Source organism: Nocardia sp. NBC_01009, assembly GCF_045208035.1.
In the GTDB taxonomy this organism is placed as follows: Bacteria; Actinomycetota; Actinomycetes; order Mycobacteriales; family Mycobacteriaceae; genus Nocardia.
The window spans coordinates 3431821-3458121 of sequence record NZ_CP108695.1 but is presented as its reverse complement, the minus strand read 5'-3'; the positions used below and the strand labels follow the sequence as shown (position 1 = coordinate 3458121).

Annotated in this window: 25 protein-coding genes; 16 read left to right on the top strand and 9 right to left on the bottom strand. The window is 67.6% G+C overall.

Annotation, left to right across the window (positions count from 1 at the left end; all coding sequences use genetic code 11):
- Window positions 1-72: 72 nt before the first annotated feature.
- Window positions 73-489 carry a cytochrome c oxidase subunit 4 gene (locus OHA42_RS15460; protein WP_378679352.1) on the bottom strand — a complete coding sequence of 139 codons (417 nt, stop codon included), beginning with the start codon at window positions 487-489 and terminating at the stop codon, window positions 73-75.
- Window positions 490-502: 13 nt separating this feature from the next.
- Window positions 503-1489, bottom strand: coding sequence for a cytochrome c oxidase subunit II (locus OHA42_RS15455; RefSeq protein ID WP_328412868.1), 987 nt, complete (start codon window positions 1487-1489; stop codon window positions 503-505).
- A gap of 470 nt (window positions 1490-1959) precedes the next feature.
- On the opposite strand from OHA42_RS15455, the gene asnB reads away from it, so the two are divergent.
- Together asnB and OHA42_RS15445 are read left to right on the top strand one after the other, a co-directional pair.
- Window positions 1960-3903: an asparagine synthase (glutamine-hydrolyzing) gene (asnB, locus tag OHA42_RS15450; protein ID WP_406239379.1), complete on the top strand. Its 1944-nt coding sequence runs from the start codon at window positions 1960-1962 to the stop codon at window positions 3901-3903.
- A 124-nt stretch (window positions 3904-4027) separates the two neighbouring features.
- Window positions 4028-4444, top strand: a complete 417-nt coding sequence (locus OHA42_RS15445; RefSeq protein WP_406237769.1) for a CBS domain-containing protein — start codon at window positions 4028-4030, stop codon at window positions 4442-4444.
- A 12-nt stretch (window positions 4445-4456) separates the two neighbouring features.
- Here OHA42_RS15445 and OHA42_RS15440 read toward each other — a convergent pair whose 3' ends face one another.
- Window positions 4457-5425, bottom strand: a complete 969-nt coding sequence (locus tag OHA42_RS15440) for a carbohydrate kinase family protein (protein WP_406237767.1) — start codon at window positions 5423-5425, stop codon at window positions 4457-4459.
- A gap of 253 nt (window positions 5426-5678) precedes the next feature.
- The gene (locus tag OHA42_RS15435) at window positions 5679-6029 is read right to left on the bottom strand and encodes an iron-sulfur cluster assembly accessory protein (RefSeq protein WP_328411298.1); all 351 of its coding nucleotides are present in this window, start codon (window positions 6027-6029) and stop codon (window positions 5679-5681) included.
- A gap of 218 nt (window positions 6030-6247) precedes the next feature.
- On the opposite strand from OHA42_RS15435, the gene OHA42_RS15430 reads away from it, so the two are divergent.
- Window positions 6248-6919 (top strand): DUF3043 domain-containing protein, encoded by a 672-nt coding sequence (locus tag OHA42_RS15430; protein ID WP_406237766.1) that lies wholly within the window; start codon window positions 6248-6250, stop codon window positions 6917-6919.
- A 96-nt stretch (window positions 6920-7015) separates the two neighbouring features.
- On the opposite strand, the gene OHA42_RS15425 is transcribed toward OHA42_RS15430, so the two are convergent.
- Window positions 7016-7177 (bottom strand): hypothetical protein, encoded by a 162-nt coding sequence (locus OHA42_RS15425; RefSeq protein WP_406237764.1) that lies wholly within the window; start codon window positions 7175-7177, stop codon window positions 7016-7018.
- An 86-nt stretch (window positions 7178-7263) separates the two neighbouring features.
- On the opposite strand from OHA42_RS15425, the gene OHA42_RS15420 reads away from it, so the two are divergent.
- The 5 genes from OHA42_RS15420 (at window position 7264) to OHA42_RS15400 (ending at window position 11835) form a co-directional block, all read left to right on the top strand.
- Window positions 7264-8250 (top strand): helix-turn-helix domain-containing protein, encoded by a 987-nt coding sequence (locus OHA42_RS15420; RefSeq protein WP_406237762.1) that lies wholly within the window; start codon window positions 7264-7266, stop codon window positions 8248-8250.
- Between the two features lie 106 nt (window positions 8251-8356).
- Window positions 8357-8929 carry a bifunctional adenosylcobinamide kinase/adenosylcobinamide-phosphate guanylyltransferase gene (locus OHA42_RS15415; protein ID WP_406237760.1) on the top strand — a complete coding sequence of 191 codons (573 nt, stop codon included), beginning with the start codon at window positions 8357-8359 and terminating at the stop codon, window positions 8927-8929.
- A gap of 90 nt (window positions 8930-9019) precedes the next feature.
- The gene (cobT, locus tag OHA42_RS15410; protein ID WP_406237758.1) at window positions 9020-10231 is read left to right on the top strand and encodes a nicotinate-nucleotide--dimethylbenzimidazole phosphoribosyltransferase; all 1212 of its coding nucleotides are present in this window, start codon (window positions 9020-9022) and stop codon (window positions 10229-10231) included.
- 31 nt (window positions 10232-10262) lie between these two features.
- A complete protein-coding gene (locus OHA42_RS15405; RefSeq protein ID WP_406237756.1) occupies window positions 10263-11012 on the top strand; it encodes an adenosylcobinamide-GDP ribazoletransferase in 750 nt (249 codons plus the stop codon).
- 109 nt (window positions 11013-11121) lie between these two features.
- Entirely contained in the window at window positions 11122-11835 is a 714-nt protein-coding gene (locus OHA42_RS15400; RefSeq protein ID WP_406237754.1) for an MBL fold metallo-hydrolase, read from the top strand.
- A 393-nt stretch (window positions 11836-12228) separates the two neighbouring features.
- On the opposite strand, the gene OHA42_RS15395 is transcribed toward OHA42_RS15400, so the two are convergent.
- From OHA42_RS15395 to OHA42_RS15385, 3 genes are all read right to left on the bottom strand, one after another.
- Window positions 12229-13329 (bottom strand): branched-chain amino acid aminotransferase, encoded by a 1101-nt coding sequence (locus OHA42_RS15395; RefSeq protein WP_406237752.1) that lies wholly within the window; start codon window positions 13327-13329, stop codon window positions 12229-12231.
- Between the two features lie 353 nt (window positions 13330-13682).
- Entirely contained in the window at window positions 13683-14783 is a 1101-nt protein-coding gene (gene gcvT, locus OHA42_RS15390) for a glycine cleavage system aminomethyltransferase GcvT (protein WP_406237750.1), read from the bottom strand.
- 66 nt (window positions 14784-14849) lie between these two features.
- Window positions 14850-15461 (bottom strand): GNAT family N-acetyltransferase, encoded by a 612-nt coding sequence (locus OHA42_RS15385; protein WP_406237748.1) that lies wholly within the window; start codon window positions 15459-15461, stop codon window positions 14850-14852.
- Between the two features lie 109 nt (window positions 15462-15570).
- Here OHA42_RS15385 and OHA42_RS15380 point away from each other — a divergent pair, with 109 nt between their 5' ends.
- On the top strand, window positions 15571-16380 hold the full coding sequence (locus OHA42_RS15380) for a TetR/AcrR family transcriptional regulator (RefSeq protein WP_406237746.1): 810 nt from the start codon (window positions 15571-15573) through the stop codon (window positions 16378-16380).
- A 9-nt stretch (window positions 16381-16389) separates the two neighbouring features.
- Window positions 16390-17901 (top strand): leucyl aminopeptidase, encoded by a 1512-nt coding sequence (locus tag OHA42_RS15375; protein ID WP_406237744.1) that lies wholly within the window; start codon window positions 16390-16392, stop codon window positions 17899-17901.
- 108 nt (window positions 17902-18009) lie between these two features.
- On the opposite strand, the gene OHA42_RS15370 is transcribed toward OHA42_RS15375, so the two are convergent.
- Complete coding sequence (locus tag OHA42_RS15370) at window positions 18010-18372, bottom strand: oxidoreductase (protein ID WP_406237743.1); 363 nt, start codon at window positions 18370-18372, stop codon at window positions 18010-18012.
- A gap of 259 nt (window positions 18373-18631) precedes the next feature.
- Between OHA42_RS15370 and sucB the strand changes: the two genes are divergently transcribed.
- The 6 genes from sucB to OHA42_RS15340 all read left to right on the top strand — a co-directional run bounded on the left by sucB (window position 18632) and on the right by OHA42_RS15340 (window position 26236).
- Window positions 18632-20410, top strand: coding sequence for a 2-oxoglutarate dehydrogenase, E2 component, dihydrolipoamide succinyltransferase (gene sucB / locus OHA42_RS15365; protein ID WP_406237741.1), 1779 nt, complete (start codon window positions 18632-18634; stop codon window positions 20408-20410).
- A gap of 24 nt (window positions 20411-20434) precedes the next feature.
- The gene (locus tag OHA42_RS15360) at window positions 20435-21343 is read left to right on the top strand and encodes a TIGR01777 family oxidoreductase (RefSeq protein WP_406237739.1); all 909 of its coding nucleotides are present in this window, start codon (window positions 20435-20437) and stop codon (window positions 21341-21343) included.
- A complete protein-coding gene (locus OHA42_RS15355) occupies window positions 21340-21873 on the top strand; it encodes a GNAT family N-acetyltransferase (RefSeq protein ID WP_406237738.1) in 534 nt (177 codons plus the stop codon). Before OHA42_RS15360 ends, OHA42_RS15355 begins: the two co-directional genes overlap by 4 nt.
- A gap of 152 nt (window positions 21874-22025) precedes the next feature.
- Window positions 22026-22760 (top strand): lipoyl(octanoyl) transferase LipB, encoded by a 735-nt coding sequence (lipB, locus tag OHA42_RS15350; protein ID WP_406237737.1) that lies wholly within the window; start codon window positions 22026-22028, stop codon window positions 22758-22760.
- Window positions 22761-22816: 56 nt separating this feature from the next.
- Complete coding sequence (lipA, locus tag OHA42_RS15345) at window positions 22817-23833, top strand: lipoyl synthase (RefSeq protein ID WP_406237735.1); 1017 nt, start codon at window positions 22817-22819, stop codon at window positions 23831-23833.
- Window positions 23834-24031: 198 nt separating this feature from the next.
- Complete coding sequence (locus OHA42_RS15340; RefSeq protein ID WP_406237734.1) at window positions 24032-26236, top strand: elongation factor G-like protein EF-G2; 2205 nt, start codon at window positions 24032-24034, stop codon at window positions 26234-26236.
- Window positions 26237-26301: the final 65 nt, after the last annotated feature.

Below are 26301 nucleotides of genomic sequence, written 5' to 3'. Positions count from 1 at the left end.
GTGACCGCCAGCCGCCGACGCCACTGTCGCGGCACCCAGACCCGGCCTGAATACGCGCCAGAGGCGGACCAGTCAGTGCTTCTCTGGGCCGAGGTAGTACTCGAACACCAGACCAGCGGCGGCGCCGAGGACGCACACCACGCCGATGGCGATCAGCCAGAGCTGGAAGAACGCGAAGCCCAGTGCGGTGATGGAGCCCGCGGCGGCCAGGGTGATGGGCCAGAAGCTGCCGGGCGAGAAGAAGCCCAGGTCGCCCGCACCGTCCACGATCTCGGCGTCCTCGTAGTCCTCCGGACGGAGGTCGAGGCGACGCGCGACGAAGCGGAAGTAGGTGCCGATGATCAGCGACAGGCCGGCGGTCAGCACGGTGGCGGTGGTGCCCGCCCACTCGACGCCGGTGCGCGACTGCCCGGTGAAGTAGCCGTACACGATTGCCACGATGACGAAGAACACCGTGAGCAGCTCGAAAATCCGCGCTTCGATCTTCATGTCAGATCAGTCCTCACTTGCTGTCGGCCGCGGCCGCGCTCTTGGTCGTGCGGTCGGTGTTGAACGGCCTCGTGGAGGTGGCGACCGGAGATTCACCGATGGACTCGAGCGCCTCGGCGTTGGTCTTGCCCGTCTTGCGCGACTCGATGTACTTGGCGAACTTCTCCGGCGACACGGCACGGACCTCGAAGTTCATCATCGAGTGGAAGGTGCCGCACATCTCGGCGCACCGGCCGACGAACGCGCCTTCCTTCTCGATCTTGGTGATCTGGAAGACGTTATCCGAATGGTTTTCCTTCGGGTTCGGCATCACGTCGCGCTTGAACAGGAACTCCGGCACCCAGAAGGCGTGCACCACGTCGGCGGCGGCCAGCTGGAATTCGATGATCTTGCCGGTCGGCAGCACCAGAATCGGAACCTCGGTGCTGGAACCGACGGTCTCGATCTTGTCGTAGTGCAGGTAGGACAGGATGTCGTTCTCCGGCTTGCCGTGCACAGGGCCCGGCTGCGGGTGACCGTCCTTGGTCCGCTCCTTGTACTCCTCGAGCTGCTCCTGGTTGGCGGCCTCACGCGTGGTGTCGATGCCGTCGAACGTGAAGCCGTTCTTGAGGTCGACATTGCGGTAACCGAACTTCCAGTTCCACTGGAAGGCGGTCACGTCGACGGTGACGTCGGGGTTGTCGACCTTCTCGTGCACGTAGTTCTGCACGACGACGGTGAAGTAGAACAGCACCGCGATGATGACGAACGGGATCGCGGTGTAGGTCAACTCCAGCGGCACGTTGTAGCCGGTCTGGCGCGGGAACTCCGGGGAGTCCTTCTTCTTGCGGTGGAAGGTGATGGTCCAGAAGGTCAGACCCCACACCAGCACGCCCATCACCAATGCGGCGATGACGGACCAGGTCCACAGCTCACGCATCCGAGTGGCCTGCGGCGTGATGCCCGAGGGCCAGCCGAACCGCAGCCAAACATTGTCGATCGAGCAGCCCGAGACGAGCATCGCGGTGATGCCCAACGACACCGCCAGCCCGGCCCGCCGAAGGATCCGGCCCTGCCGACCCCTCGCGGGTCGTGCCCCGATCTCTTCGCTCGCCTTGTGCGCCACGCTCACGCCTTCCTGGTCGCCACACATTCCGACATTGCACCGCCGAGGGTGCGATCGCCTCGGCGCTACGTTCTAAGCACGTTTCAGGCCGTTCGGACGCGGGCGTCGCTTGCACGCACGCACCACCTGAGAATGGCCTGAGTACTACGCAGCGTAGACCAAACCGGCGTCCGCTTTGTCGTCGGGTCGCATTCGACACTCCGCCGATACCAAATGACGTGGCCACGGGCGCACGACGCACGGATTCCGCGCGTGCGGCATACTCGGACACTGTATTTCGATCGCCGCGTCCTCCTCCCCTGGGCGCGGTGCCGTCATGGATCAGGGCACGCGCCCCGACCGCAGGAAATGAGGTTGCCGACCCCGTGTGTGGACTGCTCGGATTTCTGACATCTGACGTCGCAGCACCGGACACCGTGGAGCAGGTGTACAACGCCCTGCATTGCGTCCGCCACCGCGGCCCCGACGAGCGTGGCACCTGGCACGACGACCACCTGATCTTCGGTTTCAACCGCCTGTCGATCATCGACATCGAGCACTCGCATCAGCCGCTGCGCTGGGGTCCGCCGGAGAACAGGCAGCGCTATGCGCTGACCTTCAACGGCGAGATCTACAACTACCTGGAGCTGCGCACGGAGCTGGCCGAGGCGCACGCGGCCGAGTTTCCCGACGGCAAGATCTTCGACACCGAGGGCGACAGCGAGGCGATCGTTGCCGCGTTCCACTACTGGGGCCCCGAAGCGGTGCGGCGACTGCGTGGCATGTTCGCCTTCGCGATCTGGGACACCGAGACCCAGGAGCTGTTCCTGGCGCGCGACCCGTTCGGCATCAAGCCGCTGTTCCTTGCTACCGGCCCCGGCGGCACCGCATTCGGCAGCGAGAAGAAGAGCCTGCTCGAACTGCTGCCCGTACTCGGCCTGACCGACGCGCTCGACCTGCGCGCGCTGGAGCACTACACGGTGCTGCAGTACGTGCCGGAGCCCGAGACGCTGCACGCCGACATCCGCAGGCTCGAATCCGGCAGCCACGCCACCCTGCGCCAGGGCGAGGCGCCGAAGGTGACCAGGTACTTCACGCCGAAGTTCCAGGTGCGTCCCTTCGCGCCCGGCTCGGCGGCCGCCCGCTACCGGGAGATCGCCGAGGCCATGGAGGACTCGGTCGCCAAGCACATGCGCGCGGATGTCACCGTCGGCTCCTTCCTGTCCGGCGGCATCGACTCCACCGCGGTCGCGGCGCTTGCCATGCGGCACAACCCGAAGCTGATCACCTTCACCAGCTGCTTCGAGCGCGAGGGCTACTCCGAGGCGGATGTGGCCGCGGAGACCGCCGAGGCGATCGGCGCGCGGCACGTCATCAAGACCGTCTCTCCCGCCGAGTTCGCGGCGGCGATCCCCGAAATCGTCTGGTACCTGGACGATCCGGTCGCCGATCCGGCGCTGGTTCCGCTGTACTTCGTGGCTAAAGAGGCCCGCAAGCACGTCAAGGTGGTGCTGTCCGGCGAGGGCGCCGACGAGCTGTTCGGCGGATACACCATCTACCGGGAGCCGTTGTCGCTGAAGCCTTTCGAGCGGCTGCCCGGCGGGCTGCGCAAGCTCGCCGGCAAGCTGTCGGACCGAATCCCCGAGGGCACCAGGGGCAAGAGCCTGCTGCACCGCGGCTCGCTCACCCTCGAAGAGCGCTACTACGGCAATGCGCGCAGCTTCAGCGACGCGCAGCTGCGGTCGGTACTGCGCGATTTCCGGCCCGAATGGACCCATCAGGACGTCACGGCCCCGATCTACGCGCAGTCGCGCGGCTGGGACCCGGTGGCGCGCATGCAGCATCTGGACCTGTTCACGTGGCTGCGTGGCGACATCCTGGTCAAGGCCGACAAGATGACCATGGCCAACTCGCTGGAGTTGCGAGTGCCGTTCCTGGACGTCGAGGTGCTGAAGGTCGCCGAGGGGGTGCCCTACGAGCAGAAGATCACCGACGAGACCACCAAATATGCGCTGCGCCGAGCACTCGAGGGCATCGTGCCCCCACATGTGCTGCACCGCGCCAAGCTCGGCTTCCCGGTCCCGCTGCGGCATTGGCTGCGCGGCGCGGAGCTCTACGACTGGGCACAGCAGACCATCGCGGAATCGCAGACCGATCACCTGCTCGACAAGGGCGCCATCAAGGGCATGCTCGACGACCACCGCACCGGCCGTATCGACCACAGTCGCAGGCTGTGGACGTTGCTGGTGTTCATGATCTGGCACGGCATCTTCGTCGAGAACCGCATCACGCCCGATATCCAGGAGCCTGTCTATCCGGTCTCGCTGTAACCCTTTGTACCTGGCCGGCCGGGGTGCCCGGCGTTCGCTCGAAGCCTATACAGCATGCCCGAGCAGGGAGAGAATGAATTTGCTCAGGGTGAGCGGGCAGGCCGGGTAGTCAGGAGATGCCGTCGTGACCACTGCCAGAGACATCATGAAGTCAGGGGCTCAGTGGGTCTCCAAGGAGCAGACCGTGGAGAACGCCGCGCGCATTATGGCCAGGCGCGATGTCGATGCGCTGGTGGTCGGCGACGACAACGACCGCATGTGCGGCGTCATCGGCTACCGCGACATCGTCCTCAGGTGTGTCGCCGAGGGGCTGCCGGCGGCCAGAACCACAGTGGGCGATCTGTGTTCGGGCACCCCCCGCTGGGTTACCTCCGATGCGGACCTCACGAAGGTGCTCGACGAGATGAACAGTCACCACATCAAGCACCTCCCGGTGATCGAGGATCGGCGGTTGATCGGCACGATCGGCGAAACCGACCTGGTCGATCACTTGGACACCGCCCAACTCGGCGAATTCACCCGGGCCCACGCCGGAACGTGACCCGGGTCCGGCCTACAGCAGGGGCTTGATTTCGTCGGCGGCTTCGAGGCCGTACGCCTTGGTGAGGCGCTCCAGGGCATCGTCCTTGTTCAGTGTCCACTCCTGGGTGCCCATGGTCTCCAGGACGAGGACGGCGATCAGCGAGCCGAGCTGGGCGCTGCGCTCCAGGCTCAGACCCCCGGTGTGGCCGGTGAGGAAGCCGGCACGGAAGGCGTCGCCGACGCCGGTCGGCTCGACCTTGTTCGTCTCCGGGACCACGGATACCCGCACCTCGGTGCCGTCGCGGTCGACGATCTGCACGCCGTTCGCGCCGAGCGTGGTGACACGGATGCCGACATGGCGCGCGACCTCTTCTTCGCTGAGCCCGGTCTTCTGCAGCAGCAGCGCCCACTCGTACTTGTTGGTGAAAAGGTAAGCGGCGCCGTCGATCAGCTGGATGGCCTGATCACCGTCGAGGCGGGCCAGCTGCTGGGACGGATCGGCGGCGAACGGGATGCCGAGCTCGCGACACTGCTGGGTGTGCCGCAGCATGGCCTCGGGATCATTGGCGCCGATGAGCACCAGCTCCAGCTCGTGTTCCTCGGCGAGGTCGCCGATATTGATGTCGCGGGCCTCGCTCATCGCGCCCGGGTAGAAAGACGCGATCTGCGCCATATCGTCGTCGGTGGTGCAGACGAACCGCGCGGTGTGCGCCCGGTCGGAGATCTTCACACCGCTGCAGTCGACACCGTTGGCTTCCAGCCAGGCGCGGTACTCGGCGAAATCCGCGCCGACGGCGCCGACCAGCAGCGGCGTCCGGTTCAGCAGGCCCATGGCGTACGCGATATTGCCCGCGACCCCACCGCGGCGGATCTGCAGATCATCGACCAGGAAGCTCAGCGACACATGGTCGAGTTGGTCGGCCAACAGCGCGTCGGCGAACCGTCCGGGGAAACGCATCAGGTGGTCTGTGGCAATCGATGCCGATACTGCGATAGTCACGAGGCTCGCGGTCCTTAGCTGTCGACAGGAAGACACGCCGAGGTAGAACACCCGGCGACAACTTCACCGTATCAACAACAACATCCGTCGAACATCAACAGCCGCCGGGGTGTCCAGGGGGATTGCTTCGACGGCGGCGACTCAACTGCCCCACAACCGACGGTGGGCCCGCCACGCGAATCCGGTGGCACCGATGGTGCGCCGGGATGCGGGCGAGCCCAGCCGCGTCAGCAGGAGAAGCCGCTCTCTGTCCTCAGTTGAACGAATCGCCGCAGGCGCACGAGCCGGTGGCGTTCGGGTTGTCGATCGTGAAGCCCTGCTTCTCGATGGTGTCGACGAAATCGATCGAGGCACCCTGCACGTAGGGGGCGCTCATCCGGTCGACCGCCAGCGTGACGCCGCCGAAGTCCGCGACGAGGTCACCGTCGAGCGAGCGGTCGTCGAAGAAGAGCTGGTAGCGCAGGCCGGCACAACCACCGGGCTGCACCGCGATGCGCAGTGCCAGGTCGTCGCGACCCTCCTGGTCGAGCAGCGCCTTCGCCTTCAGGGCGGCCGCTTCGGTCAGCGTCGCACCGTGGGTTTCGGTCTCGTTCTGCACAGTCATGAACTCTCCTAGGGACAGCTGTGTTCAACCCGTGAACAGCACACGGCTCGTGGCTGTCAACACCATTCCGCAGGCTGCTATTCCCTATCTTGCCATCATCGCCCGCGGACGGAGCACACGACTGTCGTGTGTGAGCGGCGGCACGCCGGGCACCCCTCGCACGCTCGCGGAACCGACCGCATTTCCTGCCGAGTACCGCATCGAATAGCCTGGTCGCTGTGAAATTGTTCCGTCGCGGCGAGTCCAGCACCACCGACGAGAGCGCCGAAGTGACGGCGGGCTCGAACGGCGGCTCGGCCGCGGGCTCCACCCGGACGGCGGCCCCGGCCACCGAGGGCAAGGGCCGTCCCACTCCGAAACGTCGTGACGCGCAAGGCAAGCGCCGCGGTCCGGTCGCTCCCGCACCACTCACCGCGAAGGAGGCCCGCGCCCGGCGCAAGGCCACTCGCGGCAGCAGGGAAGACCGCAAAGCGGCCTCCTCCGAGCGGCGTCTCGCCGCCCAGGAGCGGCGCGCCAGGATGCTCGCAGGCGAGGACAAATACCTCCTGCCACGCGATCAAGGCCCGGTGCGCGCGTTCGTCCGTGACATCGTCGACGGCAGGCGCAACCTCGTCGGCCTGTTCATGCCGATGGCGTTGGTGCTGATCCTGTCGATGTTCGTCGCGCCCGCGCTGCAGACCATCGTCACCCTGGCAATGCTGGTCATGATGGCATTCATGATGGCAGAGGGCTTCCTGCTCGGCCGGATCGTGAACAACCGGGTCCGCGAGCGGTTCCCCGACAGCACCGACACCGGCTACCGGCTCGGCTGGTACGCCTTCGTGCGCGCGTCCCAGATCCGCAAAATGCGGGCGCCGAAGCCCCGGGTCACTCCGGGCGACGCCGTATAGATCCACACAGCAGACCGGCCCGGCGCGTACAGCGTCGGGCCGGTCTGCTGTGTGCTGTCGGTAGCTCGGGCGCGAGCTTCGGGTTTTCGCCCGGTTTCATCGGTGGTGCGACATCCGACCGAACATCGCCGACAGTTCGGCCTGTTGACGCTGAACGTCACGGTCGACGATGTTCGACGATCCGAAGTGGCCGCAACCTTGCGCGATGACGACTGCGAAACCGACGATGAGGGCGAGGACAACGAGGAAAGTAATCATGGCAGTAATTTTGCGCTCGCCCACTTTCAGCCGAAAGTGGCTGTACTGACATTGTTCGTAAAGATTCAGCCAGTTACACTGAATCCATGTTGTCCAAGGTCGCCGTTGTCACCACCGGCCCCCTCGCCATGTTCGAATTCGGGGTCGTCTGTGAGGTTTTCGGCCTGGACCGGACCTCCGACGGACTGCCTGCCTTCGACTTCCGTGTGTGCGGCGCCGAACCGGGCAAGCCCTTGCACTCCACCACGCCCGGCGTCACCGTCACGCCGGAGTACGGATTGGCGGAACTGCGCGGAGCCGACCTCGTGGCGATTCCCGCATTCCACGCCTCCCTGCTCGGCCCCGGGCTCGATCCTCGCATCGTCGAAGGCGTCCGGGCGGCCGCCGACGCGGGGGCGATCATTCTCACGGTCTGCTCGGGCGTGTTCCTCGCCGGTGCGGCCGGACTCCTCGACGGCCGCAAGTGCACCACGCACTGGCGCTATGTGGACCAACTCGCCGAAATGTTCCCCGAGACCACCGTCGACCCGGACGTCCTGTTCGTCGACGAGGGCAACCTGATCACCAGCGCGGGCACCGCCGCGGGCATCGACGCTTGCCTGCATCTGGTGCGCAGAGAGATCGGCAGCGCCGCCGCCAACGGCATCGCGCGGCGCATGGTGGTGCCGCCGCAACGCGACGGAGGGCAACGCCAGTTCATCGAGCGGCCCGTTGCCGCGTGCACTTCCGACAGCCTCAGCGCCACGCTGCAATGGATGAGCGAGAACCTCGAACTCCAGCACACCATCGACGATCTCGCCGGTCGCTCGGTGATGTCGACGAGAACCTTCGCCCGCCGCTTCGCCGCCGAGACCGGAACCACCCCGGTGAAGTGGCTGACCAACCAGCGCGTCCTCTACGCGAAGCACCTCCTGGAAGACACCGCCGACGGCCTGGAACACATCGCCGCCCAAGCCGGCTTCGGCTCCGGCGCCCTCCTACGTCACCACTTCCAACGCATCGTCGGCATCGCCCCCACCGAGTACCGCCGCCGCTTCGGTGGACATCCGACCGCTGAAGCAGACAGCGCGTAATCGCCCTTCCACGCTCGGCGTCGGTCCGCGCGCACCGGTCGGAGCGCCCGGCCGATCAGCTGGGCAGACCAGGCCCGATGCGGCCGGCGTTGATACGGTTGCGCACGTGTCGGACAGCTCACCCACTCCCAGGCGCGTGCGCCGCACCCGCAGGACATTGGTCCTGGGTGGTGCCCGGTCCGGCAAATCCGCGTTCGCGGAAGCGCTGGCGGCCGACCCGGGGCCGGTGCGTTATCTCGCCACCGCGGTCCTCGATCCCGCCGATCTCGACTTCGCCGAACGCATCGCCCGGCATCGCGACCGCAGGCCGGCCGACTGGACGGTTGTCGAAAGTGCCGATCCCACAGCGGTTCTCACCGATTCGGCGAGCGCTGCCGCGGCCGGCGCGACCTTGATCGACGACGTCGGCACCTGGCTCACCGCACGCATCGACGCCCGTGCCGCCTGGGAATCCCCACGCGGCACCATCGCCCCCGACACCGACGCATTCGTCGAAGCGGTCGAGGCCTATGCGCACCGACTGGTGATCGTCAGCCCCGAGGTCGGGATGGGCGTCATCCCCGCCACCCGATCCGGTCGCCTGTTCCGCGACGAAATCGGCACCCTCAACCAGCGCCTCTCCGCCATCTGCGACGAAGCCTTCTTGGTCGTCGCGGGCCTGCCCATCCACCTCAAATAGTGGGAACCGGGCGATGTGCGCGGCAGTATCCGGGGCGGGCAGTATGAGGCGGCGTAGGAACGAACTGCCCTGACCCCGAAAGGCTCGACAGTGACACACGGATTCGGACCGGTTGCGGCGCCTGACGCGCAGATTCGGGCGGCAGCGCAGCAGCGGCAGGCGCAGCTGACCAAACCCGGTGGTGCGCTGGGACGGCTCGAGGAACTGGGCAACTGGGTGGCGGCATGTCAGGGCGTGTGCCCGCCGAAGCAGTTCGAGCGGGCCCGCGTTGTGGTGTTCGCGGGCGATCACGGTGTCGCTCGGCACGGGGTGTCGGCGTATCCGAGCGAGGTGACCGCGCAGATGGTCGCCAATTTCCTGGGCGGCGGCGCCGCGGTGAACGCGCTGGCTGCGGTGGCAGGTGCGACCGTCCGGGTGGCCGATATCTCCGTCGACACCGACACCGATTCGCAGATCGGCAAGCACAAGGTGCGCCGATCCAGCGGGGCCATCGACCGCGAGGACGCGCTCAGCACCGAGGAAGTACAGGCGGCGCTCTCGGCAGGCATCGCGATCGCCGACGAGGAAATCGACGCGGGCGCAGACCTGCTCATCGCCGGCGACATGGGAATCGGCAATACCACGCCCGCGACCGTGCTCATCGCGACCCTCACCGACACCGAACCGGTTGCCGCGGTCGGGCGCGGCACCGGCGTCGACGATGACGGCTGGGCGCGCAAGGTCGCCGCGATTCGCGATGCCATGCGCCGCGCCCGCCCCGTCGCCAAAGATCCCGTCGAGCTGCTGCGCGTTGCCGCAGGCGCCGATTTCGCCGCCATGGCAGGCTTTCTGGCCCAGGCGGCCGCCCGCCGCACTCCCGTCATCCTCGACGGCGTGGTCGTCACCGCCGCCGCACTGGTCGCCGAAGACCTGGCCGCGGGCGCCAGCGCATGGTGGCTCGCAGGCCATCGCTCCACCGAACCCGCTCACACCCTGGCTCTCACCCGATTGCGCCTCGAACCACTGCTCGACCTGAACATGCGCCTCGGCGAAGGCTCCGGCGCACTGACTGCCCTCCCCATCCTGCGCGCCGCCGTCGCCACCCTCGCCGACATGGCAACGTTCGCCGAAGCGGGCGTCAGCACGGCCGAACCGGCGGCGGAGGACAGCGTGTCCGGCGCGAATGCGGACGCGAACGGCGACGATGAGGGGGGATCCTCGGGCACTGCAGTTCCGTCCAGCGCATCCGACAGCAGTACGGGCGTCTCCGCCGACGGCACGGTGCACGAATCACCGGACACGAAGCCGGATCTGACGAAATGAACGGCCGGCAACCGCGGCTGGGTCGGTGCGCATGAACGAGTTGCGGCTGGCGGTTTCCTGGCTGACGGTGGTGCCGGTCCGAGGGCCGGACACCGTGGACCGTGCGACGGCCGGCCAAGCAATTGCTTTGGCGCCATTGGTCGGTGGCGTGCTCGGCGCCGCGGCCGCCGGGCTGTTGTGGGTGCTGATCTGGGCGGGGGTGGCCGCGCCGCTGGCCGGGCTGCTCGTGGTCGCGGCGTTGGCGTTGCTCACCCGGGGCATGCATCTGGACGGCCTCGCCGACACCATGGACGGACTGGGCAGTTACAGACCGCCCGAACGCGCAAGGCAGATCATGAAATCCGGCGGCGTCGGGCCCTTCGGAGTCGCGGCCGTCGTGTTTTCCATTGGCATCCAGGCATTTTCGTTCGCTGCGCTGGCCCAGGCCGAGCGCTGGTTTGCGGTGATTCTCGCGGTGGTCGTCGGCCGGATCGTGGTGGTGCTCGCGTGCAGGCAGGGCATCGACGCCGCACCCGACGCCGGATTCGGGGCCCTCGTCGCGGGAACCCAATCCAGGCTCATCGTCATAGTGTGGGCAGCAGCCGCGATCACCGCAGGGCTGTCGGTCGTCCCCCACTATCGGTGGCTCGGCCCGCTCGTCGTCTTCCTGACACTAACCGTCTCGGCCCTGCTGGTCGGACACTGTGTCCGCCGATTCGGCGGCCTCTCCGGCGACATCCTCGGTGCCACCCTGGAGATCTCGGTCGCCCTGACCGCAGCAGCCCTCGCATTCCGCGCTTGACCGCTCGCGTTGGACCGAGGGCCGGGTGTCGGACAATACAGTCTGGGTCACTGGAATTTTTCCGGCCGCGCCGGACGAATCGTCTGGGCCGGGCAATAAGGTGTGCGGTATGTCTTCCGAGCGCCTGTATTTTCGTCAGTTGTTGTCCGGGCGGGACTTCGCCGTAGGTGATCCGATCGCGACGCAGATGCGGAATTTCGCCTATCTGATCGGCGATCGCGAGACCGGGGAATGCCTGGTGGTTGATCCGGCGTACGCGGCGGGCGACCTGGTCGACATCGTCGAAGGCGACGGGCTGCGAATGACCGGCGTGCTCGCCACCCACCACCACCCCGACCATGTGGGCGGCACCATGCTCGGATTCACCCTGCGCGGCGTGCGCGAGCTGCTCGAAAAGACGAGTGTCCCAGTGCATGTCAATGCCGAGGAACTGTCCTGGGTCGCCAACGTCACCGGCATCGCGCCCAGCGAGCTCACCGGCCACCAGCACGGCGACAAGGTCACCGTCGGCGCCTTCGACATCGAACTCCTGCACACCCCCGGCCACACCCCCGGCAGCCAGTGCTTCCTGTTCGACGACCGCCTCATCGCAGGCGACACCCTCTTCGTCGACGGCTGCGGCCGCACCGACTTCCCCGGCGGCGACTCCGACGAAATGTTCCGCAGCCTGCGCAACCTCGCCGACCTCCCCGGCAACCCCATCGTCTACCCGGGCCACTGGTACTCCCAAGAACCCTCGGCCCCCCTCGCGTCGGTCAAAGACACCAACTACGTCATGCGCCCCAAAACCCTCGACGAATGGCACATGTTCATGCCCAGCTGACCTCAGACCTCGAGCGGCACACGGTCGCGACTACGCGAGCACCATGGTGTGCCACCCACAGACTGGTGCTCGCGACCAACGGGACATGGCTGCGGTAGACAGCGGGAGACGCGCCATGTCCTGTTTCATCGGCAGAGGGCAGGAAGGAAGCCCTTCGAACGGTGAGTGGCGCATGGATGCGCCACACCGCGAGTGGCAACCGCCATGGTGTGCCACTCACCGACCTCACCACGGGAAGCGGGGACAATGCGGCCCGCAAGTGACCAGCGGACTCCACTGTCGCCGAGACATGGCGCCGCTGGTTTTCGCTGCGGCACGGATGCCACAGAGACGGAGATCGTGGGGCAGCGCGATGGCGCCGTCCTGGGTTGCGGACCCGGGTGGGTCCGCGGGTTACATGCCGCGCATCCAGCCGTGGATGTCGGCGAAGGTGCCGCGTTGGATGCCGGTGAGGGTGTCGCGCAGGGCCATGGTGACCTCGCCGGGTTCGCCTCCGCCGATGGCGAATTCGTCGTCGGCGGAACGGACCCAGCCGACAGGGGTGATCACGGCGGCGGTGCCGCAGGCGAAAACCTCGGTGATCTCACCGGATTCGGCGCCCTTGCGCCATTCCTCGACCGAGACCTTGCGCTCCTCGACCGGGTAGCCCGCGTCGGCGGCCAGGGTGAGCAGGGAGTCGCGGGTGATCCCCGGCAGCAGCGAACCGGACAGTTCCGGGGTCACCAGGCGCGCGTCCGAGCCGGAGCCGAAGACGAAGAACAGGTTGTTGGTGCCCATTTCCTCGACGTAGCGGCGTTCGCAGGCGTCCAGCCAGACCACCTGGTCGCAGCCCTTTTCGGAGGCCTGCGCCTGGGCGAGGAGCGAAGCAGCGTAGTTGCCCGCGACCTTGGCCTCACCGGTTCCGCCGGGCGCGGCACGCACGTATTCGGTGGACAGCCACACCCGCACCGGCTTGACGCCGCGCGGGAAGTACGCGCCCGCAGGCGAACCGAGCAGCAGGTACTTGTAGGCCGTCGCGGGCTTCACACCGAGACCTGCCTCGGTGGCAAACATGAACGGGCGCAGGTAGAGCGACTCCTCGCCGCCCGCCGCGGGCACCCAGCCGCCGTCGAGCTCCAGCAGTTGCCGCACCGATTCGATGAACAGCTCCTCCGGCAATTCCGCCATCGCCATGCGGCGCGCGGACTTGCGGAACCGTGCGGCGTTCGCGTCGATGCGGAAGCAGGAGATGCTGCCGTCGTTCTGACGGTAGGCCTTCAGACCCTCGAAGATGGCTTGGCCGTAGTGGAACACCATCGTCGCCGGATCCAGGGGTAGTGGCCCGTACGGCTCGATGCGGGCGTTGCCCCAGCCTTCGGCCTCGGTGTAGTCGATCGACACCATGTGGTCGGTGAAGAACCGCCCGAACCCGGGTGCCGCGAGGATCTCCTGTACCCGCTGCGCCGGGGTGGGCGCGGGATGCGGAACACGGGTGAACTGTGCGGCAACGGTCATGAGCCTGATCCTATCGGGCGCCGATTCCCCGGTGTACGCCTGTTCCGCAAGCCTGCACAGACATCCCGTTTTCGGCTCGATCACATAGCAACTTGTCACCCGACACGCCGTGCACCGGGTGTGCGAACGCCCGATCCTGCCGCAATGCGTCCCGGCAGCCGACGCCGGACAACCCACATCCGAACCAGCCGATCCGGCACCGGCGCGCGCCGAGCAGGAGCCGGCGGGCCGATCATCCGGCCTGCGCTTCCGCAGTACGGACACAGGTGACGCGCGGGTTTCGACGATGGCTGCACGGACCTCGACATACCGGGCGCCGCGTATGCGACGACCTGATCGCCGCCCACGCGGACCTACTTGGTGTTGGTTTCGACGAAGGGCGGGCGGATGATTTCGCAGCGGAGCCGACGGCCGCGGACGTCGACCTCTACCTCGGTGCCGGGCTGCAGGTCGGCTTCGGTGTCGAGGAGCGCGAGGGCGATGCCGATCTTCAAGGTGGGCGAGAAGGTGCCCGAGGTGGTTTCGCCGACCGGTTCGCCGTCGCGCAGCACCGTCTGGCCTTGGCGCAGCACGCCGCGGTCGAGTGCCTTCAGGCCCAACAGGATTCGGCGTGGGCCCGCCGACTTCTCCTGCTCCAGTGCGGTTTTTCCCCAGAACTCGGGCTTTTTCCAGCCGACGGCCCAGCCGGTGCGCGCCTGCATCGGCGAGATCTCCGGTGACAGTTCGTGTCCGTGCAGCGGATAACCCATTTCGGTGCGCAGGGTGTCGCGGGCGCCGAGACCGGCGGGCTGACCGTCGGCGGCACGCACCTGTTCGACGAGAGCACGAAACAGCGGCTCGGCATCTGCCCATCGGGGCAGCAGTTCGAAGCCGTGCTCGCCGGTGTAACCGGTGCGGCACACCCGAACCGGTCGACCATCCCACTCGGCGTCGGCGTAGGCCATGTACTCCATGTCGGTGGGCAGCCCGAGCGCGGCGAGCACCTCGGTCGAACGCGGTCCCTGCACCGCGAACACCCCATATTCGCGATGCTCGTCGGTCACCGTGATGCCTTCGGGCGCCGCCTTCTGCAGCTCGGCGACCACCGCGGCGGTGTTGGCGGCGTTGGGGACGAGGAAGATCTCGTCATCGCTGACGTAGTAAGCGATCAGATCGTCGATCACACCGCCGTTGGACGCACAGCACAGGGTGTACTGCGCCTTGCCCGGACGGATACGGCCGAGGTCGTTGGTGAGCGCCGAATTCACGAACTCGGCAGCGCCGGCACCGCGCACGGTCGCCTTGCCGAGGTGGCTGACATCGAACAATCCGACCGTCGTGCGGACGGCCTGATGCTCGGCAACCGTGCCCGCATACGACACCGGCATTTCCCACCCGCCGAACGGCGCGAAACTCGCCCCGAGCTCGACGTGAACACCATGGATCGGGCCTTGCAGCAGGTTCGTATCGGTCACCACGGGAGCTTAACCCCGGCGGATTCGCCCTCCGGCCCGTACCTGCTGTTGATCCGGGTTGCGTCGTCAGCCTCGAAACCACATCGGGATCAACGTCGGTCCGTCCTCGGGCAGCGTGTGCGTCACGCTGTCACGCACGAAACCGCAGCGGGTGTACAGACGGGCCGAACGTTCGGTACTGGCTTCCAGGAATGCCGGGACGCCCGCATCGGAGGCGGCTTTCAACCGGTCGCCGAGGAGCGCGGCGCCTGCGCCTTTGCCGCGATGCTGTGGCACCGTGAGGATCACCTGGAGATAGCGGTGCGGGAACTCTCGGGGATGTTCGCTTGCGAGCAGTTCCATCACAGTGGCTGCGCGCTGTAGCGGGCGCAGGTCGGGCAGAGCGTCGGCGCGTTCCCTGGCTTTGGTGGCTTCGGACTCGAATCGTGTCACCGACGTGACAACCTGCCAGACCGACACCGCCCATATCTCGTCGTCGAGGCCCGCGGTCCACACCTCGTCCTCGCCCAATGCGCTGTCGATCAGGGCAGGCACGTAGCCGGCCTGGAACTGCTCGACCGAATACCCTTCGAGCACCCATGCACTTACCGCCTCGTCCACGCCACCCGCGACGAAGGCCTCGATCAGCGCATCGCGCCGGCCGACATCGCCGCGCCGGACCGTCAACGTTGTTTCCATCTGTTGTCCTCACGCTCGGAACAGTGTGTGCTTTCGCCAAGGTATGGACAGCACATGGGTTTTGCTAGCATTTCGTCACACTGATTCGTGTGTCGAAATGAGGAACGTGATGAGGTGTGCGACCTGCGGCGGGCAGCTCCTGCAGCCGATGAAGGGTCGCCGCCGCCGCTATTGCTCGCGGTCGTGTCAGGCCCGCGCCTACCGGTCACGCCGCGATGCGGTGATGGCGCCGCGGCGCACCGCGCGGCCCGCCCGCCTCACCACGGTCGGCATCGTGCGCGCCGCCGTCGAGGTAGCCGACAAGGACAGCATCGATGGGCTCTCGATGCGCCGTTTGGCAGGCGACCTCGGTATCGCGACAGCGAGCCTGTACCGCCACTTTCCCGACCGCGAGGCATTGCTTGCCGCGATGGCCGAACTCGTGCTCGCCGAAATCCCGCCACCCCCGGCACATTCGACGGACTGGCGGGCCCGGCTCACGCACGAGGCACGCGAAGAGTGGCGGCTCTACCGCAGGCACCCGTGGATGCTGACGGTCCTCGCGCGCACCCGCCCACCACTGGGGCCCGCCCTGTTCGACATCGTGGAACGCACCCTGTCGGCCCTGGATCGCCCCGGTCTGCCGCCCGAGCAGATGCTCGCGATCTACCTGTCGGTCTCCGGTCTGGTCCAGGGCCTCGCACTGCTGTGGAGCTCCGAGCGGGCGGACCGGATCGGCGGTGTGGAACCACGCGCCTGGTCGGATGCGCTGCGCGGCGAGTTCCCGGAACTCCTGGACCCCACCACCCGACCAGTGCTGCACCGACTCTTCACCAACGCTCCCACCGGCCTGGATCTCAATTTCGACGCCCTGCTGGAGACCGGACTCGAATTGCTGCTCGACGGCGTCGCGATGCGCCACCTGCCGCTCACCCAATAGCCTGTGCCCATGACCGCTGTTGCAGATCGTTCACTAGGACCGGAACTGGCTCGCACACAAACCGTCGGGCCCGACACCGATGTGCTCGTCATCGGATTGACCTCCTCGGAGAACGGCCCGGCGATCGCGCCCGATGACCTGTTCAGTGATGTGCTCGACGCCGACATCCGCGCGGAGTTGCTGGACCAGCTCGGCGCGGTCGGTGCGAAGGGCAAGGCCGAGGAATTGTCCAGGGTGCCCGCGCCCGCGGGGCTGGACGGGGTGACCAGCGTGCTCGCGGTCGGCCTCGGCGCGCCCGACAAGGTCGACGCCGAGCAGATCCGCCGCTCGGCCGGTGTCGCGGCGCGTGCGCTGTCCGGGACCGAACTGGTGGCGACCACCCTCTCGGGCCTCGACCTCGGCGCCGCCGCCGAGGGCTTCTACCTCGGCGCGTACGCGTTTACGCCGTTCAAGTCGGGCAAGTCCGCGCCGAAGCCGGACGAGCGCCCGGTGGCCAGGGTCGAGCTGCTGGTGCCGGAGCCGGAATTCGGCGAGGCAGCGCTGATCAAGGCGCAACTGGTCGCCGAGGCCGTCGCCACCGCCCGGGATTTCGTCAACACCCCGCCGAGCCATCTCTTCCCCGCCGAATTCGCCGCGCGTGCGCAGGTGTTGGCCGAGGCGGCCGGGCTCGAGGTCGAGGTGCTCGACGAACAGGCCTTGGAGGCAGGGGGTTTCGGTGGCGTGCTCGGCGTCGGCAAGGGTTCATCGCGCCCGCCGCGCCTGGTCCGGATCACCTACGCGGGCGGTCCCAAGAAGGTCGCGCTGATCGGCAAGGGCATCACCTTCGACACCGGCGGCATCTCCATCAAGCCCGCGCAGAACATGGAGAACATGACCTCGGACATGGCGGGCGCCGCCGCGGTCGTCGCCACCACACTGCTGGCCGCCCGCCTCGGTCTGCCGGTCACCGTCACCGCGACCGTCCCGATGGCCGAGAACATGCCGTCGGCCACCGCACAGCGCCCCGGCGATGTGCTCACCCAGTACGGCGGCACCACCGTCGAGGTGCTCAATACCGATGCCGAGGGCCGTCTCATCCTCGCCGACGCGATCGTGCGGGCCGGCGAGGACGAACCCGACTACCTCATCGACGTGGCGACCCTGACCGGCGCCCAGATGGTCGCGCTCGGCACCAGGACCCCCGGCGTGATGGGTACCGACGAGTTCCGTGACCGGGTCGCGAAGATCTCCCGCGAGGTCGGCGAAAACGGCTGGGCCATGCCGCTTCCCACGGAACTGCGCGCGGACCTGAACTCCAAGATCGCCGACCTGGCCAATGTCGCGCCGCACCGCTGGGGCGGCATGCTTTCGGCAGCGCTGTTCCTCAAGGAGTTCGTGCCCGAGGGCGTGCAGTGGGCGCACCTGGATGTCGCGGGCCCGGCTTACAACACCGGTGGTCCGTTCGGCTACATCGGCAAGGGCGGCACCGGTGTCCCGGTTCGCACCCTCATCGCGGTGATCGAGAACATCGCCGCCGAGTAGTCATCCCGACGCCGTCCGAAGGTCGCCCGATCCGCCGCACACGGGCACCGGGCGACCTTCGGTCGGGCCGTGCGGGTGAACATATTGAACGAAACTGCGGGCCGGAACCTACAGATCGCGCAGATCCTGCTCCATCGCGCGCTGTCGCTCGATGCGCTTCTTGGCGTCGTAATCGCGCATCCGTTGCGGATAGCCGGTTTTGCGCACGTCGTAGACCGGGATGTGCAAATCTCCGGCAAGCCGCTGCGCTCCGCGCTCACCGACCACCCGACGGGTCCATTCCCCATCAACGGCAATAAGCACGACAGTGACGTCGGTCACTGTGGTTTTCGGTTCGATGTATCCCTCGACCCCGGCGTGGGTGCGCACCCACTGAGCCAGATAGCGGGCATCGTCGCTATGCGGGGAACCCGCACGTAGAACGCCGCTGCCCCGGGCTGCGGCACCACGAAAACGATCCAGCAAACCCACCGCAGTCGACCTCCTGTCCCACACCGGGAATCGTTCGTCACCGGTCTTCCCATCTTGCCAGCTCTGTGCAGTTCGCTGCCCTGTGCTACGTGAGAAGCGGACGGGTGCAAGGATGGAACGCGGTACAAGAACCACACGGATCTCCGGTGCCACGCACAATGATCGGTGGCTTTCGAGCATTCATCGCAACCCGCGATGCGTGCTCGCAGAGAGATCAACTGTTGTAGAACCCGTCGAGCAGTCAGAGGAGTCAACGGACATGGCCTTCTCCGTCCAGATGCCGGCTCTTGGTGAGAGCGTCACCGAGGGAACGGTGACAAGGTGGCTGAAGCAGGAAGGAGACACGGTCGAGGTCGACGAGCCACTGCTCGAGGTCTCCACCGACAAGGTCGACACCGAGATCCCGTCGCCAACCGCGGGCGTGTTGTCGAAGATCGTCGCCCAAGAAGATGATGTGGTCGAGGTCGGCGGTGAACTCGGCGTGATCAGCGAAGCCGGTGAAGCCCCCGCGCCCGCCGCAGCTCCTGCCCCCGAAGCCGCGCAAGCACCCGCCCCGGCACCGGCTCCCGCGCCCGAACCGGCTCCCGCGCCGGTCGCCGCAGCGGCACCCGCACCTGCGGCACCTGCCGCGCCCGCGGCGGCCGCCGGATCGGGTACCCCGGTCAAGATGCCGGAACTCGGCGAATCGGTCACCGAGGGCACCGTCACCCGCTGGCTGAAGGCCGTCGGTGACCAGATCGCCGTCGACGAGCCGCTGCTCGAGGTCTCCACCGACAAGGTGGACACCGAGATCCCGTCGCCCGTCGCAGGCACCCTGCTGGAGATCACCGCGCAGGAAGACGACGTTGTCGCGGTCGGTGGACAGCTCGGCGTCGTCGGCACCGGGTCTCCGGCCGCCGCAGCCCCGGCTGCACCGGCACCGGCGCCCGCACCTGCGGCACCTGCACCCGCCCCGGCACCGGCTCCTCCGGCTCCGGCACCCGCGCCTGCTCCCGCAGCCGCCGCTCCGGCACCCGCACCTGCGGCACCCAAGCCCGCTCCGGTTCCGGCCGCTGTGGCTGCTGCGCCCGCCGCGGATTCCTCCGGCAACGGCGCAACCCCGTATGTCACTCCCCTGGTCCGCAAGCTGGCCGAGGAGAACGCCGTCGACCTGACGGCACTGACCGGTTCCGGTGTCGGCGGACGCATCCGCAAGCAGGATGTGCTCGCCGCCGCGGAAGCCAAGAAGGCACCGGCCGCCGCACCGTCGGCGCCCGCACCGGCCGTCAAGGCGCCCGCAGCAGCACCGGCCGCGGCGCAGTCACAGCTCGCGCACCTGCGTGGCACTGTGCAGAAGGCCAGCCGCATCCGGCAGATCACCGCGACCAAGACCAGGGAATCGCTGCAGACCAGCGCGCAGCTGACCCAGGTGCACGAGGCGGACGTCACCAAGATCGCCGCGCTGCGCAGCCTCGCGAAGGCGTCGTTCAAGGAGCGTGAGGGCGTCAACCTGACGTTCCTGCCGTTCTTCGCCAAGGCGGTCGTCGAGGCGCTCGGCGTGCACCCGAACGTCAACGCCAGCTACGACGAGGGCACCAAGGAGATCACCTACCACGCTTCGGTGCACCTCGGCATTGCCGTCGACACCGAGCAGGGTCTGCTCTCCCCGGTGATCCACAACGCGAGCGACCTGTCGCTGGCCGGGCTGGCGCGTGCCATCGCGGACATCGCCAACCGCGCGCGCAACGGCGGCCTCAAGCCCGACGAGTTGGCGGGTGGCACCTTCACCATCACCAATATCGGCAGCCAGGGCGCACTGTTCGACACCCCGATCCTGCTGCCGCCGCAGGCGGGCATGCTCGGCACGGGTGCCATCGTCAAGCGCCCTGTGGTCGTCACCGACGAGACGGGCAACGAGTCCATCGGCGTCCGTTCGATGTGCTACCTGCCGCTCACCTACGATCACCGCCTCATCGATGGCGCCGACGCGGGTCGGTTCCTGACCACGATCCGGCACCGGCTCGAGGAAGCGGCGTTCGAAGCTGATCTCGGCCTGTAATTCGGGAAGGTCGGACTGTCACGCATGAAGGTGGTGATCGCCGGTTCGTCCGGACTGATCGGGACGGCGCTCGTCGTGGCACTTCGCCGCGACGGGCATGACGTCGCCCGCCTCGTTCGGCGTCCGGCCGCGGCCCCGGACGAGTACGTGTGGGATCCCGCTCGCGCCGAATTGGACGAGCGGGCCCTGCGCGGCGCGGACGCGGTGGTCAACTTGTGCGGCGCGAGCATCGGGCGCCGGCGCTGGAACGGCAGTTACAAACAGGAACTGCGCGACAGCCGAATCACCCCGACCGATGTGCTCGCCAACGCTGTCGCCGCAGCAGGCGTTCCGGTGCTGGTCAACGGCAGCGGCGTGCACTACTACGGCGGCGAGACCGGCGACCGCGTCGTCGACGAAACCTCGCCCGCCGGTGCGGGTTTCCTCGCCACCCTGTGCCGCGATTGGGAGGCCGCGACCGAACCCGCCACCGCCGCCGGCGTTCGCACGGTGTTACTGCGTAGTGCCGTGGTGTTGTCGCACAGTGGCGGCATGCTCGGCATGCTGCAGCCGCTGTATTCGCTCGGCCTCGGCGGCCGACTCGGCAACGGCAGGCAGTACACGCCGTGGATCTCGATGGACGACGAGATCGGCGCAATCATCTTCGCACTCACCGACGACACGATCTCCGGACCGATCAACGCGGTCGGACCGGCGCCGGTCACCAACGCCGAATTCAACCGCGCGCTCGGCCGGGCACTGCACCGTCCGACCCCCGTGGTGGTGCCCGCGTTCGCGCTGCGCGCGCTGATCGGTGAGTTCGCGCAGGAGGCGATCCTGCACGGACCACGAGCCATCCCCACCGCACTCGAGGAAGCGGGCTATCCGTTCCAGCACCAGACCATCGGCGCCGCGCTCGCGGCGACGTTGGGTCGCGAGGGAGATGAGCGATGACCGAACTGCAAGCGCGACCGGTGCTGGTTGTCCGCGACGCACACGAAGGCGATCTGCCGTCGGTGCTGGAGATCCACAACGCGAATATCGCCACCTCCACGGCCATTTGGGACGAGGAGCAGGTCGGCCTCGACGAGCGGCAAGCCTGGTTCCGGACCCGCACCGCCGCCGGAATGCCGATTCTCGTTGCCGACATCGACGGCGAAGTCGCCGGTTATGCCAGCTACGGCCCGTGGCGGCCCAAGTCCGGCTACCGGTTCTCGGTGGAGAACTCGGTGTACGTCGCAGACCGATTCCAGCGGCGCGGGGTCGCCACCGCACTACTCACCGAGTTGGTCGCGCGGGCGCGCGCCAGCGGCACCGTGCACGCGATGATCGCTGCGATCGAATCGAGCAACACCGGGTCGATCGCATTGCACGAACGCTTCGACTTCCACATCGTCGGCGAACTCCCGCAGGTGGGCTGGAAGTTCGAGCGCTGGATGGACCTGACGCTGATGCAATTGACGTTGCCTATCGACCCGCACTAGCTGCCTGCCAACCCCGAGCTATCGACCCGAGCGGCGTCCAGCCGTCTCGGGCAGCTGTCGTGCGAGAGCCGGTGATCGAGCCGGTTACCGTGTGGCATCCCCCACACCACATCGGTAGAACCTGTGAGCCGGCTGAGCGTACCGTCGAGGACGTGAACGACACGCGCACCACGTGGTCCGCCAGATTCGACACGACCCCGATCGTGGTCAAGGATCTCGGACTCATCGACTACCACAGTGCCTGGGACCTGCAGCGCAACATCGCCGCCGAGCGGGCCGACGGCGTCGGAAACGATCACCTGCTGCTGCTCGAGCACCCGTCGGTGTACACGGCGGGCCGGCGCACCGAGGCCGAGGATCTGCCGATCGACGGCAGCCCGGTGGTCGAGGTCGATCGTGGCGGCAAGATCACCTGGCACGGGCCGGGCCAGCTCGTCGGCTATCCGATCGTGCGGCTCGCGGAACCGGTGGACGTGGTGCAGTACGTGCGCAGGCTGGAGGAAGCGCTGATCACCGTGTGCACCGAGCTCGGCCTGACCTGCGGCCGCATCGAGGGCCGATCGGGCGTATGGCTGCCCGCGACCGAGCTCTTCGCCGAACGCAAGATCGCCGCCATCGGTGTGCGTGTGCAGCGTGGCGTTGCCCTGCACGGCATTTCGCTGAACTGCAATTCCGCACTCGACGGCTTCCAGGCGATCGTGCCGTGCGGCATCCGTGACGCAGGCGTCACCACGCTGACCCGCGAGCTCGGCCGCGAAGTGACGGTGGCCGAGGTCAAGCCCGCGGTCACCGACGCGATCATCCGCGCGCTCGACGGCGAACTTCCGGTGACCGCGCACGACATCGTGCGCGTCACACCGCAGCCCGCACCGGGCGTCGGCGCGTGACCGCGGTGACCGATGGCGCGGCGGCGGGGGAAAACACCGGGCGTAGCATCGGTTCGGTGACCTCAGCTTCAGCACCAGCAGGACGCAAACTGCTACGCATCGAGGCGCGCAACGCGGAGACCCCGATCGAGCGCAAACCTCAATGGATTCGCACCAAGGCCAAGATGGGCCCGGAGTACACCGAACTCAAGGGACTGGTCAAACGCGAGGGCCTGCATACGGTGTGCGAGGAAGCGGGCTGTCCCAACATCTTCGAGTGCTGGGAAGATCGCGAAGCCACCTTCCTCATCGGCGGCGAGCAGTGCACGAGGCGCTGCGACTTCTGCCAGATCGACACCGGCAAGCCGGCCGCACTCGACCGCGACGAGCCCCGCCGGGTCGCCGAGAGCGTGCAGGCGATGGGTCTGCGCTATTCGACCATCACCGGCGTCGCCCGCGACGACCTGGAAGACGGCGGCGCGTGGCTCTACGCCGAAACCGTCCGCGCCATCAAGCAACTCAACCCGAACACCGGCGTCGAACTGCTCATCCCCGACTTCAACGCCGATCCCGATCAGCTGGCCGAGGTCTTCTCCTCGCGCCCCGAGGTGCTCGCGCACAATCTGGAAACCGTGCCGCGCATCTTCAAGCGGATCCGCCCCGCCTTCCGCTATGAGCGTTCGCTCTCGGTGCTGACCGCGGCGCGCGAAGCGGGCCTCGTCACCAAGTCCAACCTGATCCTCGGTATGGGCGAGACCCCGGAAGAGGTCACCCAGGCGATGCGCGATCTGCACGAGGCGGGCTGCGACATTCTCACCATCACCCAGTATCTGCGCCCATCCCCCCGGCACCATCCGGTCGACCGCTGGGTGAAGCCCGAGGAATTCGTCGACCACTCGAAGATGGCCGAGGAAATCGGCTTCGCGGGTGTCATGGCGGGCCCCCTGGTGCGCTCCTCTTACCGCGCAGGTCGCCTCTACACCCAGGCGATGACCCACCACGGCCGTGAAATCCCCACCGCCATGGCCCATCTCGCCAAGGAGGGCACCGCCTCCCAGGAGGCGAGCGCGGTCCTCGCGCGCTTCGGTTCCTGAGCTACCGCACCTCTCGGTCCCCGCGCTCCGGCGAATATTCGCCGGAGCGCGGGGACCGGGTCGTTTATTCGGTGCGTCGATCGATACGGCCTGCCTGCGGGCCCCTTTTCTGCGCGTTCGCCCGAAGCGTGGACGCGGCGCGACCTGTGGTGGGAAGCTCGATGTACGGCAGGTGTCGGCGAGGAAGCGAGACACACAGTGGACAAGGCGAGTGCAGCTGCCGGGGGCAACGGCAGAGTGGTGAGCGCGGGGCGGCCGGAGGACATCCGGAATGTGGTGCTGGTCGGACACAGCGGGTCGGGGAAAACGACGCTGGTCGAGGCGTTGGCGCTGACGACCGGGGCGGTGAATCGGGCGGGGCGGGTCGAGGACGGCACCTCGCTGTCGGATTACGACGAGATCGAACATCGTCAGCATCGGTCGGTGCAGTTGTCGGTGGTGCCGATCTCCTGGGCGGGGATCAAGATCAATCTGGTGGACACGCCCGGCTATGCCGATTTCGTCGGCGAGCTACGTGCGGGCCTGCGGGCGGCGGACGCGGCGCTGTTCGTCGTTTCCGCGGCGGAGGGCGCCGAGGCGGTCAGTGGTGCGACCCGCGCGCTGTGGGAGGAATGCGCAGCGGTCGGGATGCCGCGCGCGATCGTGATCACCCACCTGGACACCGCACGCGCCGATTTCGACGAGATGACCGAGACCTGTCGCGCCGTTCTCGGCGACGGTTCGTCGGAAAACATTCTGCCGCTGCATCTTCCGGTGTACGGGCCGAAAAGCCTCGACGGTCATCGACCGGTCACGGGGCTGGTCGAACTGCTGCCGCACTGCGTGGTCGACTACTCCTCCGGTGAATGCACGCAGATCGAACCATCCGCCGATCAGGTGACGGCGTTGGAGGAAGCGCGCAACCGCCTCATCGAGGGCATCATCGCCGAGAGCGAGGACGAATCGCTCATGGAGCGCTACCTCGGCGGCGAGGAGATCGATCTCGCCACGCTCGTCACCGACCTCGAACGCGCGGTCGCCCGCGGCAGCTTCCATCCTGTGCTCTTCGGCGCGCAAGCGCCGGAGGGCGCGAAACAAGGCCTCGGCACCGTCGAACTGCTCGACCTGATCACCGGCGGCTTCCCGACACCGGTAGAGCACACCGTCTCCGCGATCACCACGACCAATGGCGCCGTGCGACAGCCGCTGCACTGCGACCCGGCGGGCGTGCTGGCCGCCGAGGTGATCCGGACGGCATCGGACCCCTACGTCGGCCGGGTGTCACTGGTCCGGGTCTTCTCCGGCACCCTGCACGCCGACGACACCGTGCACGTATGCGGTCACGGGCACGAGGACCGCGGCCACGTGAACCACGATGTCGACGAACGGATCGGCGGGGTCACCGCACCGTTCGGCAAACAACAGCGCCCGCTCGGGGAGGCGATCGCCGGCGACATCGCCTACGTCACCAAACTCGGCAGCGCCGAGACCGGCGACACCCTGTCCGGCACTGCGGCGCCGCTGCTCATCGAACCGTGGCCGATGCCGGATCCGCTACTCCCCATTGCCATTCAGGCTCGCAGCAAGGCCGATGAGGACAAGCTCTCCTCCGGCCTCGCGCGCCTGGTCGCCGAGGATCCCGCGGTGCGGCTGGAGCAGAACGCCGACACCCACCAGATCGTGCTGTGGTGCCTCGGCGAGGCGCACCGCGATGTCGCGCTGGAGCGGTTGCGCACCCGATTCGGGGTTCAGGTCGACGTGATCGATCACCAGGTCGCGCTGCGGGAGACGTTCGCGGGCAAGGCAACCGCACGCGGCAGGCACGTCAAACAGTCCGGCGGCCACGGCCAGTACGCCGTCTGCGAGATCGAGGTGGAGCCGCTGCCCGGCGGGTCCGGGATCGAGTTCGTCGACAAGGTGGTCGGCGGCGTCGTTCCGCGCCAATTCATTCCGTCGGTGGAGAAGGGCATCCGTGCGCAGGCGCTGCGCGGTGTGGCGGCAGGTTATCCCCTTGTCGATGTGCGGGTCACGCTCTTCGACGGCAAGGCCCACTCGGTCGATTCCTCCGATGCTGCCTTCCAAACCGCGGGTGCGCTCGCCCTGCGCGAGGCGGCAAGCGCGGCGGGCGTCGCGCTGCTCGAACCGCTCGACGAGGTCTGGGTCGTCGTCTCCGACGACTACGTCGGCCCGGTACTCACCGATTTGTCCAGCCGCCGCGGTCGTGTCCTGGGCACCGAACCGCACGGCGTCGGCCGCACCCGCATCCACGCCGAGGTCCCCGAACTCCAACTCAGCCGCTACGCCATCGACCTGCGTTCCCTCTCACACGGCACGGGCGACTTCAGCCGCACCTACACCCGGCACGAGCAAATGCCCCAGTCGATTGCCACCGCTGTCCGCGGGCAGGCCACTGTCCGGACCTAGCCGCCACCGCTGCGTTTCTCCCTGCGGCCAACCGGCGTGTGCGGCCGCCACGCGCTCAGGTGGGC